Origin of the sequence: Rhizobium sp. RAF56 (genome assembly GCF_052113965.1) — a bacterium.
In the GTDB taxonomy this organism is placed as follows: Bacteria; Pseudomonadota; Alphaproteobacteria; order Rhizobiales; family Rhizobiaceae; genus Rhizobium.
The window spans coordinates 15,541-28,753 of sequence record NZ_JBFRDU010000052.1; the positions used below are offsets into that span (position 1 = coordinate 15,541).

14 protein-coding genes and 1 riboswitch are annotated in these 13,213 nt (G+C 59.6%); of the genes, 5 read left to right on the forward strand and 9 right to left on the reverse strand.

What is annotated here, in order from left to right; genetic code table 11:
- Positions 1 to 299: 299 nt before the first annotated feature.
- From AB4048_RS26220 to AB4048_RS26255, 8 genes are all read right to left on the reverse strand, one after another.
- Complete coding sequence (locus tag AB4048_RS26220; RefSeq protein ID WP_442204914.1) at positions 300 to 746, reverse strand: methyltransferase family protein; 447 nt, start codon at positions 744 to 746, stop codon at positions 300 to 302.
- A gap of 253 nt (positions 747 to 999) precedes the next feature.
- The gene (gene ribB, locus AB4048_RS26225; protein ID WP_442204915.1) at positions 1,000 to 1,623 is read right to left on the reverse strand and encodes a 3,4-dihydroxy-2-butanone-4-phosphate synthase; all 624 of its coding nucleotides are present in this window, start codon (positions 1,621 to 1,623) and stop codon (positions 1,000 to 1,002) included.
- Positions 1,624 to 1,735: 112 nt separating this feature from the next.
- A riboswitch (FMN riboswitch) is annotated at positions 1,736 to 1,882 on the reverse strand.
- A gap of 99 nt (positions 1,883 to 1,981) precedes the next feature.
- A complete protein-coding gene (locus AB4048_RS26230) occupies positions 1,982 to 2,764 on the reverse strand; it encodes a glucose 1-dehydrogenase (protein ID WP_442204916.1) in 783 nt (260 codons plus the stop codon).
- 65 nt (positions 2,765 to 2,829) lie between these two features.
- A complete protein-coding gene (gene tpiA / locus AB4048_RS26235) occupies positions 2,830 to 3,576 on the reverse strand; it encodes a triose-phosphate isomerase (protein WP_442204917.1) in 747 nt (248 codons plus the stop codon).
- Positions 3,577 to 3,581: 5 nt separating this feature from the next.
- Entirely contained in the window at positions 3,582 to 4,370 is a 789-nt protein-coding gene (locus tag AB4048_RS26240) for an SDR family oxidoreductase (RefSeq protein WP_442204918.1), read from the reverse strand.
- A 23-nt stretch (positions 4,371 to 4,393) separates the two neighbouring features.
- The gene (locus AB4048_RS26245; protein ID WP_442204919.1) at positions 4,394 to 5,872 is read right to left on the reverse strand and encodes a sugar ABC transporter ATP-binding protein; all 1,479 of its coding nucleotides are present in this window, start codon (positions 5,870 to 5,872) and stop codon (positions 4,394 to 4,396) included.
- 27 nt (positions 5,873 to 5,899) lie between these two features.
- Complete coding sequence (locus tag AB4048_RS26250; protein WP_442204920.1) at positions 5,900 to 6,829, reverse strand: sugar ABC transporter substrate-binding protein; 930 nt, start codon at positions 6,827 to 6,829, stop codon at positions 5,900 to 5,902.
- Between the two features lie 118 nt (positions 6,830 to 6,947).
- A complete protein-coding gene (locus AB4048_RS26255) occupies positions 6,948 to 7,928 on the reverse strand; it encodes an ABC transporter permease (protein ID WP_442204921.1) in 981 nt (326 codons plus the stop codon).
- Positions 7,929 to 8,141: 213 nt separating this feature from the next.
- Between AB4048_RS26255 and AB4048_RS26260 the strand changes: the two genes are divergently transcribed.
- The 5 genes from AB4048_RS26260 to AB4048_RS26280 all read left to right on the forward strand — a co-directional run bounded on the left by AB4048_RS26260 (position 8,142) and on the right by AB4048_RS26280 (position 12,921).
- On the forward strand, positions 8,142 to 8,951 hold the full coding sequence (locus tag AB4048_RS26260; RefSeq protein WP_442204922.1) for a transketolase: 810 nt from the start codon (positions 8,142 to 8,144) through the stop codon (positions 8,949 to 8,951).
- Positions 8,951 to 9,907: a transketolase family protein gene (locus tag AB4048_RS26265; protein ID WP_442204923.1), complete on the forward strand. Its 957-nt coding sequence runs from the start codon at positions 8,951 to 8,953 to the stop codon at positions 9,905 to 9,907. The genes AB4048_RS26260 and AB4048_RS26265 overlap by 1 nt, the downstream gene beginning before the upstream one ends.
- 67 nt (positions 9,908 to 9,974) lie before the next feature.
- On the forward strand, positions 9,975 to 11,441 hold the full coding sequence (locus tag AB4048_RS26270; protein WP_442204924.1) for an FGGY-family carbohydrate kinase: 1,467 nt from the start codon (positions 9,975 to 9,977) through the stop codon (positions 11,439 to 11,441).
- 21 nt (positions 11,442 to 11,462) lie between these two features.
- Positions 11,463 to 12,413, forward strand: a complete 951-nt coding sequence (locus AB4048_RS26275; RefSeq protein ID WP_442204925.1) for a sugar-binding transcriptional regulator — start codon at positions 11,463 to 11,465, stop codon at positions 12,411 to 12,413.
- Positions 12,414 to 12,555: 142 nt separating this feature from the next.
- Complete coding sequence (locus AB4048_RS26280) at positions 12,556 to 12,921, forward strand: hypothetical protein (protein WP_442204926.1); 366 nt, start codon at positions 12,556 to 12,558, stop codon at positions 12,919 to 12,921.
- A gap of 46 nt (positions 12,922 to 12,967) precedes the next feature.
- On the opposite strand, the gene AB4048_RS26285 is transcribed toward AB4048_RS26280, so the two are convergent.
- On the reverse strand, positions 12,968 to 13,213 hold a 246-nt coding region (locus AB4048_RS26285), incomplete at its 5' end, for a transposase (protein WP_442204419.1).

Here is a 13,213-nt window from a genome sequence, read left to right on the forward strand (position 1 = left end):
GGACACTCTAGGGTCAAAACCAAATTAGTTACCACTCTGAACGAACAAGTTCGGTCCCCACAGCAGACATTTGGTGCCGAGTGATTGGGCGGCGCAGTTGATCCATTCCAGCCGTCCTCGTTGCGTTTCTCGAACGACGGCTTCGCGCCCCTCATTTCGGCCATTTAGATGGGTCGAGCGGAATGCCCAAAGCCGACGTTCACCTGGACGCCGGAGCCACTTCCTATATGGGTGGCAAGCAGCCATTCCGGACGCCCGACTAAGGTGTTTGCTTTCTCGCAGCCGAAACAAGCGAGGCTCTAAAGCCACCTTCTCACTTTACGCGCGTAGTCGTCGAAAGCCGGGCCGAACTGGTGGCGCATCTTGGCTTCCTCGAAGGGGATGTGGACCCAATTCGCGGTAGCAAACACCAAGAGGGGAGCGACGAACATAAGAATAGCGCCCGTCGCCACAGCCACACCGAGGCTGAGGACGACGAGGCCCAGATACATGGGATTGCGGGTGAACTGAAAAGGTCCTCCGGTGACCAGCTTGTTGTTGGTTTCCGAGGTGGGATTGACCTGGGTGCCCTCACGTCGGAACAGTATCAAGGCCCAAACCGGAGCAATGAAACTGACCGCGATGAGCCCGATCCCGAGGGAGAGGCTATGCACCCGTGGTACGGCGGGCCACCCGGCCAAGTAGCTGGCGCCCGCAGTGAGGATCAAGAAGAGAAGTGCCCATATCGGCGGCGGAAGCTTCAACATGTTCGTTCACCTCGCGGAGCGCGACCGGCGCTCTATTGTCCGCACCGGGAGCAACTATATGGAATGTTGCCCTCAAAGCCATTTGCGACCGCTATGGGTCGGAAGCGGCCGATCAGCAAAGCGCTTCCATTCCAGTCACTCCGAAATTGCCAGCGAATTCCCGAGCCGAGCGGGGCACAAAGTGTGACGCGTCGTAGAGACGGGGAAGCGGTAAGGGATCCGCCCCCGCCGCTTCTGTGTACGATTAGTTCACCTAGGCTGCCTTGGCGGAAGTGCTCGCCCTGTAAGCAATCAGGTCTTCGATCGTGATCACTAGAAGGCCATGCCGTTCGGCGAATGCTTCGAGGTCCGGAAGACGGGCCATCGTGCCATCGTCGTTTGCCACCTCGCAGATGACGCCAGAGGGCGATAGCCCGGCCAGCCGAGCCAGGTCCACAGCCGCCTCGGTGTGGCCAGGACGCGACAGGACACCGTTCGGATGCGCGCGAAGAGGAAAGATGTGGCCGGGCCGGGCAAACTCTTCTGGACGTGCGCCGGGCTTGACCAACGCCCGAACCGTCGCGGCCCGGTCGGCGGCGGAAATTCCAGTTGTCGTTTCAGGGATGTAGTCAACGGAGACGGTGAAGGCCGTCTTAAGAACTTCGGTGTTGCGCGGGACCATCAAGGGGATCTCGAGTTCGTCGAGCCTTTCGCCCTGCATGGCGACGCAGATCAGGCCGCGCGCGTGGTTCATCATGAACGCTATCGCCTGGGGAGTGATCGCCTCGGAAGCAATCACGAGATCGCCCTCGTTCTCGCGATCGAGATCGTCGACCACGACGACGATCTCGCCACGCGCAATCGCTGCGATCGCATCGTCTATGTTGGAAATTGCCATCTTCATGCCTTTCAAGGGTTAGCCGCTGGAGCGGCGTGCATGGCCTGTCAAAGCCACCATTTTCCCTTGGGCGAACAAGCATCGGAAACGCCGCTCAATGCGGCGTCCATTGCGTTGCTCTCTTCCATCCGGACTATGACCGTCGGCTCCGGCATCTCACCGGATCTGCTGACCCTTCGCGTGAACGAAGGCGCTCGCGGGCTCCAGGATTTCTCCTGATACCGCCGGTGGGGAATTGCACCCCGCCCTGAGAACAGAGTGAACATAGGAGATCGGCGTGTCGTTTTGCAAGTGGTCCACGCATCAAACGATACAGATTTCGAATCCCTGTGTTGAACGCACCGTTTCCTCTGTCGAACTAAGACATGATCAGGCCGCCGTCGACGTTGATCGTCTGCCCAGTGATATAGGCCGCGTCTTCGCTCGCAAGGAATGTGACCAGACCCGCGACGTCCTCTCCGGAGCCGGCACGTTTCATGGGAATGCCTTCGACCCATTCCTTCATCAGTTCTCCGGGGCCATAGTTCCCAAGGAGCTTCCCCCAGGCCTGGTCGTTGTAGGCCCACATGTCCGTCTCAATGATACCGGGGCAGAACGCGTTGACGGTGATGTTTTCGGTCGCGACTTCTTTCGCAAGGCTCTGGGTGATCCCCACGACGCCCATCTTCGAGGCCGCGTAGTGCGGCGTGAAGACGAAGCCGTCGCGCGCCTGTCCCGACGCTGTGTTGATGATCCGACCGCCACGTCTGTGCTTGCGCATCCGCAGGATCGCCTCCTGCGCGCAAAGGAACACGCCTTTGGTATTCACGGCCAGAACCTTGTCCCATTCCCCTTCCGTCAGGTCTTCTATCCTGGCGATGGTTATGACGCCGGCATTCTGGATCGACACGTCGACGCCGCCGAACTCCTTCTCCGCCGTATCGTAGAGAGCCTTGACGCTCGACTTGTCGGTGACGTCGCCGACGAACGAGATAGCCTTGCCGCCGTCGGCCTTAATCTGCTTGGCGACGGCATGCACCGAATCCTCGTTGGCGGAGACTACAAGATTGGCTCCCTCCCTCGCGAACCGCTTGGCGATGGCGGCGCCAATGCCGCGGCTGCCTCCGGTGATGACGACGGTCTTGTTATCGAAACGGCTCATTCCTCTATCCTTTCAAGCTATTTGCAGATGGCTGTCGGCCGCTGATGTCCCAACAGCCCTTATGTTCAGCCGACTTGACCGACCGCGGAAATAATCCCGGCGAAGTCCGCGGCAGTCAGAGACGCGCCACCGACGAGAGCCCCGTCGACATTGGCCACAGCAAAGATCTCGGCCGCATTCGCAGCCTTGACAGAACCGCCATAGAGAATTCTGACGTTCCTTCCGTCTTCGCCGAGCCGCTCTTCAAGTGCCTTCCTTATCGAAGAATGGATTTCCTCGATCTGCTCTATGGTGGGAACCAGGCCAGTTCCGATCGCCCAGACAGGTTCGTATGCGATTGCCATGTTGGAGCTGGAAGAGCCCGCCGGTACCGAGCCGCGGAGTTGGGTGCCTACGACGTGGAGTGCCCTTCCGTCATCGCGTTCGCCACGTGTCTCGCCAACGCAAACGATTGCCGTCAGCCCGGCCTTGTGTGCTGCAACGACTTTGCTGGCAACCAAGGCGTCGGCTTCGTGGTGTGAAACTCGCCGTTCGGAATGGCCGAGAATGACGTAACGGGCGCCCGCATCTGCGAGCATCTCTGCCGACACGTCTCCCGTGTAGGCGCCCGATGTCTGCGGGTGGCAGTCCTGGGCGCCGATGGTGATGTTCGAATCCTTCAATTGCTGCGAGGATTTCTCGATCAGCGTGAAGGGCGGGCAGACGACGATTTCGCACGTCGCCATGCCCGTTGCTCCCTTCAGCACCGCGATCTCTGCCAGGGAGGAGGCGAGACCATTCATTTTCCAGTTGCCTGCAATCAGCTTTCTCATTGTCATCACCAGCAGCAGAAGCCGCCATCGACGAGCAGGTCGACGCCCGTTACGAAGCTCGCCGCGTTGGAGAGAAGGAACACGGCGGGACCGACCATTTCGTCGACAGTCGCCATGCGCTGCATCGGCGTCTGTTCTTCAAAGAGCTTGGTTTGATGAACCATCTCCGGACGGGTGTTCATTGGTGTTGCCGTATATCCAGGCGAGATAGTGTTGACGCGGATGCCGCGGTCGACCCACTCCATCGCAATCGACTTCGACATATGAATCACGCCGGCCTTGGAGGCATTGTAATGCGCCTGCGTGAGTCCACGATTGACAATTCCTCCGGACATTGAAGCGATGTTGACGATCGATCCGCGTCCGTTCTTCAACATGGCACGGGCTTGCGCCTGGCAGGACAGGAAGACGCCTTTCAGGTTGATGTCCATCAACGTCTGATACTGGTCCTCTTCCATGTCCTCCGCCGGGTTGGCATTGGCAATTCCCGCGGCGTTGACTGCGAGTGTCAGAGCTCCGAGTTCGGCCTCGGTGCGGGCAACTGCATCCGCCAGGGAAGATTTGCTGGTGACGTCCGCCGCGATCTGGATCGAACGGCGCCCAGCAGCCTCGATGTTTTTAGCGGTGTCTGCCAGTCCGTCGTCTGTTCGACGGTCGAGCAACGCAACGTCAGCGCCGCATTGTGCGAGACCGATGGCAATGCGCTGACCAATGCCGCTTCCAGCTCCGGTCACAATGGCGACCTGGCCGCTGAGATCGAAAAGCTTCGGGGCGTTCAGAGTGATTGCGGACACTGCATTTTCCTTTCAATTTTCGCTTAGATTGTCGCCAGCTCCATGACAGAAACGTCGTTCGCCTCGTCACGGTTGAGAATGCCAGCCTGCTTGCCCTGGGCGAGAACAAGGATACGATTGGACACGCCGAGGACCTCTTCGAGGTCCGAGCTCACGACGATAACCGCCACGCCCTGCTTCGCGAGATTGACGATTATGTCGTAGATGCCCGCGCGGGCGCCGACGTCGATGCCACGGGTGGGCTCGTCGAGCACCACCACCTTGGGATCGCGCACAAGCCATTTTGCAATTACGACCTTCTGCTGGTTGCCGCCGGACAGGTCCGAGGCTAGCTGCTCAGCGCGGCCCTTCACGCCGAACTTGGCGACGGCCTTTTCTGCGAACGACCGCTTTGCGCTGGCCGTGACCCAACGCCCGCCGAGCTTGTCGAGGTTGGCATAGATGATGTTCTCGCCGATCCGGTGGCCCACAACTAGGCCCTGGTCCTTGCGGTCTTCGGGAACCATGACGATGCCTTTGGCGATCGCATCGGCCGGATCGCGTAGTTTCAGATCTTCGCCTTCCAGCCTGATTGAGCCGGCGCTTATCGGATCCGCTCCCGAAATGGCGCGGACAAGTTCCGTACGACCGGCGCCGACAAGTCCTGCAATTCCTAGGATTTCACCGGCCTTCACGACAAAGGTCACGTCGCGGAACGATTTGTCTGGAGAACTCAGCCCCGATATCTCGAGTACGGGGCGATCGGTCGGTACCGGCAGGACGGGGAACATTCGCTCTAGCGAGCGTCCGACCATGCTCTCGACGATCGTTCGGACGGGAGTGGCGCTGTCGGAGAATTCCTGCACGCGCTCGCCGTCCCGAAGGACGACGATCCGATCGGTGATCTGCTTGATCTCCTCCATACGGTGAGAAATGTAGATAATGCCGACGCCTTCCGATCGAAGCTTTCGAACCTGCTCGAACAGAGCCTCCGTCTCCGCACCGCCGAGGGCCGCGGTCGGCTCGTCGAGTATCAGGAGTTTGGCATTCAGTGCCAGCGCCTTCGCAATCTCGATGAGCTGCTGGTTCGCGGTTGAAAGCCCTGCGACCTTCCGCGTGGCCGGTATATGAAGGTTCAGGCGAGCGAGCTGTTCCTGGGCGCGACGAACCATCTCGGCTCGGTCAACAACGCCGTTCTTCATCGGCCAGCGTCCGATGAAGACGTTCTCTGCGATGGAGAGTTGCGGCAAGAGTTGCAGTTCCTGATGGATAAGGACGACGCCCTTGTCGATGGCCTCCCTTGGGGTGGTCGGGGCATAAGGCTGCCCCAACCATGTCATTGATCCTTCGGAGGGCGTGCGTGACCCGGCGATGATGCCGGAGAGTGTAGACTTACCGGCTCCGTTCTCGCCGAGAAGTGCCACCACTTCGCCGGCATAGACGTCCAGGCTCACATTCTTCACGACCTGGAGCGGTCCATACCGCTTCGAAATGCCCCTCAGGGAAAGAACCGGATCAGTCACGGCACACCTCCTTCAGACCTTGCGCTATTACGGGTGGTTGGCGATGAAGCCTGCAACGTTGTCCTTGGTCGTCAGAGTGGCGTCCATGAGCTGTACTGGAGGCACCTTCTCTCCGGCGACAAGCTTCACAGCGTTCGCCACCGCGTCGCGGCCCATCTTCTGCGTCTGCTGTGTCGCAGTTACGTCGAAGACCCCCTTGCTGAGCGCTTCGAGGGCCGCGGTGTCACCGTCGAACCCGCCGAGCACGATCTTCTGCGAAGGGTTGGCAACCTTGATCGCCTGTGCCGCGCCTAGTGCTAGCGCGTCGGCCTGGGCGAAGACGATAGACACGTCAGGATTCGCCTGGAGCATATTCTGCATGATCTGGAATCCTTCGTCCTGGCTCCAGATGTTCGAATACTGCTCGGCCACCACCTTCACGTTTGGATTGGCCGCGAGGGATTCGCCGCAGCCCTTCGAGCGGTCGACTTCCGGCGTCGTGCCCTTTTGACCATGTATGATCACCATTTTGCCCTTGCCACCCGCTTCCTTCAAAATGTAGTCGCAGACGGCCTTGGCGGACGCGACGGAATCCGTTGCAAGGAAGGTGTCGCCAGGTGCGCCGTCGGCGTTGCGGTCGACGTTCACGACGGGAATGCCGGCGGCCTTTGCAAGCTTGACCGGAACGGTCGCCGCGGCTGCACCTGCCGGAATGTAGATCAAAGCGTCGATCTTCTGGGTCAGAAGGTCCTGGATCTGGTTGATCTGCGTCGGTCCGTCACCTTTCGCATCGACAGTGACGACTTCGATGCCACGCTGCTTGGCTTCAGCCTCGACCGACTGCTTGATCTGGTTGAAGAAGTTTGCCTGAAGGTTGGCGACTGCGAGGCCGAGCTTCTTCACTTCCGCGGCGTGTACTGGACCGAGCGTAAGTCCCAGAAGTGCGACGGACGCGAGCATTGTGCGTGCAATTTTCATTGTATTTCCTCCGTTGTTTGATGGAACCCTCGGGTAATTCCTCCCCCTCGGGGTATTGATCCGCTCCAAACCGTTGAAGTGGAATTCCAAAGGTGCGCCCCGCGGCGGACCTCGTTTGTCAGGCGCGGCGTCGACGAACAGTCTCCGCGCCAACCGCCAGTACGATGACGACGCCGATGATCACCTGCTGAAGAAACGGCGAGACGTTGAGAAGGTTGAGACCGTTGCGCAGGACGCCGATGATAAGAACACCGATAAGGGTGCCGCCGATCCCACCGGCGCCGCCGGAGAGCGATGTCCCGCCGATAACGACCGCAGCGATCGTATCGAGTTCGTAGCCGAAACCGCTGGACGGCTGGACCGCATCGAGGCGAGCGGCGAGCACGATGCCTGCAAGCCCTGCAAGCACGGCGCTGACCACGTAGACGGAGATCGTCACGAGTTTGACGTTGATACCGGCTAGGCGAGCGACTTCCGGACTCCCGCCCACTGCATAGAGCATACGGCCCTCCGACCGGAAGTGCAGGAAAAGCCATGCCGCGAGGAGCACCACGAGCATCACGAAGACGGTCGCGGTCAACACCCCAAAATGACGGTCGATGGCGAGCATCATAAACCAGTCGGGAAACCCTACGATCTGCTGGCCGTCAGTGATCATGTTCGCGACGCCGCGGACCGCGGACATCATCGCCAGCGTGGCGATGAATGCAGGAACCCTGAACTGCGTCACGAGCAGGCCGACGATCAGCCCCGAAATGGCGGATGCAATCAAGCCGAAAACGATCCCGACGACTAACGGGAGACCTGCGATGTTGGCGGTCCAGCCCATGACCATCATCGCAAGGGCGAGCACCGAACCGACCGAAAGGTCAATGCCGCCGATCAGGATGACGAAGGTCATGCCGACCGCCATGATGCCGAGGACGGTGATCTGATCGAGGATGTTGAGGCCGTTTCGGAAAGAAAGAAACGCATCCGTGCTGAAGCTGAGGAAGACGCAAAGCGCGACAAGTCCAACGAGCGGACCGGTGGCACCCTTGAGCTTGCTAAGCCAGGCGCCGGACGAGAGCCTCTGTTCATTGATATCAAGCGCCACCATCGTTCCTCCCTCGGTCTGGGTCGGTAGCCTATATTCGTTCAGGCCAGAATATTTATTCACACTTGCTGGAAAATTCATTAACAAGTTGCTTCTCGGCTGTCAATAAGGATTTTGGCTCCTTCTAATGCGCCTATGTTTACAGGATGGCTTGACTAAATCAACTTCTATGCAAAAATATTGACATGTGAATAGTTATTCATACGAGAGGACCCCATGGATATCAACGAACTTGAGCGCAAGGCTCGCGAGATCCGATTGCGCGATCTGCAGGCCGTCGTCGAAGCAGGTGCCGGTCACATAGGCGGAGAGATGTCTGTCATCGATATCTTGACCGCCCTGTACTTCCGTGTGCTGAAAATCTGGCCCGATCAGCCGAAGCACCCCGATCGGGACAGGTTCGTTCTTTCCAAGGGGCACACGGCGTGCGCGCTCTATGTAACCCTGGCCAAGCGAGGCTTCATTCCGGAAGAAGAGATTTCGACCTTCCTGCAGCCGCACTCGAGGCTGAACGGCCACCCTAACTGCAACAAGGTTCCGGGGGTCGAGACGAACACCGGCCCGCTCGGTCATGGCTTGCCTGTCTCGGTAGGGATGGCCAAGGCAGCCAAGCTCTCCGGCGCGAAGTACCATACGTATGTCGTCACTGGTGACGGGGAGATGCAGGAAGGTTCCAACTGGGAGGCGATCATGGCTGCCGCGCAGTTCAAGCTCGATAACCTTACCTTGGTCATCGACCACAACAGGTTCCAGCAGGGCGCTGCTCTCGCCGACACCAACGATCTCGCGCCTTTCCGCCCGAAGCTTGAAGCCTTCGATTGGGAAGTCTCCGAGATCGACGGCAACAATATGAGCGAGGTCGTTGCGGCACTCGAACACCGAGGAGCGCGGCCACATTGTATCGTTGCCCATACCAACAAGGGCCACGGAATCTCGTTCATGCAGGACCGGGTAGACTGGCACCACAAAGTTCCAAGCAAAGAACAGTACGAAATCGCATTGGCAGAATTGTCGGAGGCACTGTGATGAACGCGCCAGTAAACGCACCCAAGCTTCACGATTGCCGCGACGCCTTCGCGGCGACCCTCGAACGCTTGGCGTCCGAGAACGAAAAGATCGTTGCGGTCTGCAATGATTCCGTCGGCTCCTCGAAGTTGACCGGCTTCAAGTCAAAATACGGGGAACGTCTGGTCAACGTGGGTATCGCCGAACAGGACATGGTCGGCGTTGGAGCGGGCCTCGCCAACGGTGGACTCCTTCCATACGTGTGCGGCGCTTCTCCCTTCCTGACCGGAAGATCGCTCGAACAGATCAAGGCCGATATCTCCTATTCGAACGCCAACGTTAAGCTTGTGGGCATCTCCTCGGGAATGGCCTACGGTGAGCTCGGTCCGACGCATCACTCGATCGAGGATTTCGCCTGGACACGTGTCCTTCCAAATCTTCCGGTCATCGCGCCCTGCGACCGCATCGAAACTGCCGCCGCCGTCGAGTGGGCCGCTACATATGTCGGCCCGTGCTTCCTCCGCCTGTCGCGCGTCGGCGTTCCCGACCTGCTTCCGGAAGGCCACAAGTTCGAACTCGGCAAAGCAAATCTTCTGCGCGAGGGTTCGGATGTCACGCTCATCGCGAACGGCACCCTTACCCACCGCATGATGAAAGCTGCCGAAATCCTTGCGGAACGAGGGGTCGACGCCAGGGTGCTCAACCTGGCAACGGTGCGCCCTATCGACGAGAACGCCATCATCGCCGCTGCGAAGGAAACTGGCGCGATCGTTACGGCCGAAGAGCATTCAATCTTTGGCGGGCTTGGCTCCGCAGTCGCCGAGGTGGTTGTCGACAACGCTCCGGTTCCGATGAAGCGCCTGGGCGTTCCCGGCATATATGCTCCGACCGGATCGGCGGAATTCCTGCTCGACGAGTTCGGCATGGCTCCACCAGCGATTGCCGACGCCGCCCAGGCGTTGATGAAGCGCAAGTAGGCTGGACGCGGGCGATCAAGCCGGGGCGCTTCCTGCTGCCCCGGCCCTTTGATTTCGGGAGGACATCATGCGGGCTATTCTGGCGATCGACCAGGGCACGACAAATTCCAAGGCAGTACTCGTCTCCGAGCGCGGCGAAGTCATAGCGAGAGGCGCGTCACCTGTCGGCATTTCCTACCCGAAGCCGGGATGGGTGGAACAGGAGCCGCTCCGGCTCTATGCCTCCGTCTGCGAGGCGATCGATGCATGCCTGAAGACGAGCCCGGATGTCTCCATCGAAGCGGTGGCAATCTCCAACCAACGCGAGTCGGTCACCGTGTGGGACGCCGAAACAGGAGAGGCACTTGGACCGGTGGTGAGCTGGCAGTGCAGGCGGACGGCGCCTGATTGCGAACGCCTCATTGCCGAAGGAGACCTTGATAGGGTGCAGGAGCTCACCGGTCTGCCGCTTGATCCGATGTTCCCAGGTCCGAAATTCCGTTGGCTTCTGGATCGCGCTCGGAGGGGACGTCCCATTCGGCTCGGCACGATCGACAGTTGGCTCATACATTGCCTGACCGGCGGGCGCAGGCATGTCTGCGACGCCTCGAACGCCGCCCGGAGCCAGTTGTTTGACCTTCGAGAGCAACGATGGAGCCCGGAGCTCGGAGAGATCTTCGGCGTCGACACGCGACTCCTTCCACAGGTGCTTGACAGTTCTGCCGACTTTGGATCCACGCTTGGACTGCCCGGCGTTCCCGACGGCACTCCGATCAGGGCGGCGATCGGGGATAGCCATGCCGCGCTCTTCGGGCACGGAGCGTTCACGCCCGGCGATGGCAAGGTGACATTCGGGACGGGGTCGTCGGTGATGACGACACTTCCACGCTTCATCGCTCCGCGCAATGGCGTCACCACCACCGTCGCCTGGCGCATCGAAGGAACGCCCACCTTTGCTTTCGAAGGGAATATTCTTGTTTCCGCCGCGAGCCTGCCATGGATGGCGGAAATTCTCGGCCTTCCTAACGTCGCCGCCCTCGTAGATCTTGCAGCGACCGCAGAACCGGGCGGTCCTGGCTTCGTGCCCGCCTTCGTGGGACTCGGCGCGCCCTACTGGAACTCCGACGCACGCGCGCTGTTCTCACAGATCAACTTCAGTACCACGCGAGCGCAGATGGCGCGCTCGGTAACGGACTCGATCGCACTCCAGGTTTACGACGTAATCGCCGCCATGCGCGCGCAGAGCGGCGGCGAACTCGGCGCCCTCTATGTCGACGGCGGCCCAAGCCGAAACCGCTTCCTGATGCAATGCGTCTCAAACCTCGTTCAACACGCCGTCATCCAGTGCGAAGCACCGGAGGCGTCGGCGCTGGGTGCAGCGTATCTGGCAGGTTTGTCGCTGGGACTATGGAGCGATCTGAGTGTCATCCAAGGACTGCCGAGAAGCACGCAGGTGATCGCCCCGGAAGCCGTTGACCGGAAGGTGCTCCTGAATACCTGGCACGACGCGCTGTTCCGCTCGACGTCTGGTCAAACACCGGTTAAAGCTGAATAAAAATTCACCACGGAATCAGCGATGTCTCGCCTCAACGAACTCCGTCTCATTTCACGAGTTGCCCAGATGTATCACATCGAGGGGCGCCGACAGGCTGAGATCGCACATCACCTTCGCTTGTCGCAGGCGACGGTATCGCGGATGTTGAAGCGGGCCGAAGCCGAGGACATCGTCCGGACAAGCGTGATCCCGCCGGTCGGAACCTATAGCGAACTGGAAGGCGCCCTCCGGGACAAATACAGTCTCCCCGAAGCCATTGTCGTGGAATGCACGGAAGACCGCGACGGAGCGATCATGGCCCGCATCGGCGAGGCCGCCGCCCATCTTCTTGAAATCACCCTTTCGCCCGGCGAGATTATTGGGGTTTCAAGCTGGAGCCAGACAATCTTCAAGATGGTCGAAAACATCCATCCTCAAAAAAGCGCTCAAGCGAAATACGTCGTTCAAACGCTGGGCGGCATGGGCGATCCTTCAGTACAGACGCACGCCACGCAGCTTACCACCCGGCTGGCGAGGCTGACGGGGGCGGAGCCGAAGCTGCTTCCTGTACAAGGTGTGACGTCGTCACGGGAAGCCAAACTCCTGATGCAGGCGGATCCGTTTGTCCGGGAGACAATGGACCTGTTCGGAAGCATCACCCTTGCGATCGTCGGCATAGGCGCTGTCGAGCCATCCGAACTGCTCGCGAGATCGGGAAACATTTTTTCTTCGCGCGAACTCGCCGACCTCGCGGAGGCCGGCGCGGTCGGCGACATCTCGCTACGCTTCTTCGATAAGGATGGGAAGCGAGTAAAGACGCCATTGGACGAGCGCGTGATGGGCATCCCGCTGGACGACCTCGAGCGAGTCGACCGCGTGATCGCCCTTGCTGGCGGCTCAAAAAAGACCGCGGCGATCGCGGGCGCTCTAAGAGTTGGCGTTATCGACACTTTGGTGACGGACAAGTTCACAGCCCAACGCCTGATCGACTAATTCTGACTAAATGGTTCGCGTCACGCGAGCCTGTCAATCGTATTCGAGCCTCCAAGCTGCCAGTGCTCTCTCGGCCCTACAGCGGAAATGATTTCCGCTTTGGCCGCTGGGTCGATTTCAGACCTTGGCATTGGGCGGCCACGTGTCCGGCTATCGTGTTGCATTTCCTAGCAGCGGACAGTCGGCAGTCGGCCCCTTCGCGACATTCAAAGATCAGCCTGGGGAGGAGAGCTTCTGTAGCTACTTGCTGCTTCAGGCGGCTGGATCGAACGGCAAGGGTTTCACTCCATGTTGGCCATTGACCAGCGAAGCTGATTGGGTTTTGACCCTAAAGTTCGCATCGTCCGGAAGGAGGAAGCGGAATGCAATCTGGATTGAGCCTCGGCTTGTCGCGGAGACCGAATTCCGAGCTTGGACCGCAGACGGCAAATTGCGACATGCGGGCTACAAAGGACTGCGTGATGCAAGCGATTCGAATGCGGTCTACGAAATTGGCGAAACGCGTTAAAGTTGAGCTACGGACAAGCTTCCCGGCTAATACGGCTTCTCACTGGTCAAAACTCATTCGCCCATTCTCTGCGTCCGATGGACATGATGCGCCAAGGCTGGCTTTCGATCTTTCGCCAGGCATCGCAGCAGTGATCGACGATATCGTCGTAGGATTTGAATACACGGTTTGAGAGCCAGTTTTCGCGCATGAAGTGCCAGAGGTTTTCGACCGGGTTCAGCTCCGGCGATTTCGGCGGGAGTGGCAGGATGGTGATGTTTTCAGGCACGACGAGCTTGTTGGACATGTGCCA

Coding starts and splice junctions, on each gene's coding strand:
- AB4048_RS26220 (WP_442204914.1), bottom strand. CDS start 746: ATGTTGAAGCTTCCGCCGCCGATATGGGCACTTCTCTTCTTGATCCTC.
- ribB (WP_442204915.1), bottom strand. CDS start 1,623: ATGGCAATTTCCAACATAGACGATGCGATCGCAGCGATTGCGCGTGGC.
- AB4048_RS26230 (WP_442204916.1), bottom strand. CDS start 2,764: ATGAGCCGTTTCGATAACAAGACCGTCGTCATCACCGGAGGCAGCCGC.
- tpiA (WP_442204917.1), bottom strand. CDS start 3,576: ATGAGAAAGCTGATTGCAGGCAACTGGAAAATGAATGGTCTCGCCTCC.
- AB4048_RS26250 (WP_442204920.1), bottom strand. CDS start 6,829: ATGAAAATTGCACGCACAATGCTCGCGTCCGTCGCACTTCTGGGACTT.
- AB4048_RS26255 (WP_442204921.1), bottom strand. CDS start 7,928: ATGGTGGCGCTTGATATCAATGAACAGAGGCTCTCGTCCGGCGCCTGG.
- AB4048_RS26260 (WP_442204922.1), top strand. CDS start 8,142: ATGGATATCAACGAACTTGAGCGCAAGGCTCGCGAGATCCGATTGCGC.
- AB4048_RS26265 (WP_442204923.1), top strand. CDS start 8,951: ATGAACGCGCCAGTAAACGCACCCAAGCTTCACGATTGCCGCGACGCC.
- AB4048_RS26270 (WP_442204924.1), top strand. CDS start 9,975: ATGCGGGCTATTCTGGCGATCGACCAGGGCACGACAAATTCCAAGGCA.
- AB4048_RS26275 (WP_442204925.1), top strand. CDS start 11,463: ATGTCTCGCCTCAACGAACTCCGTCTCATTTCACGAGTTGCCCAGATG.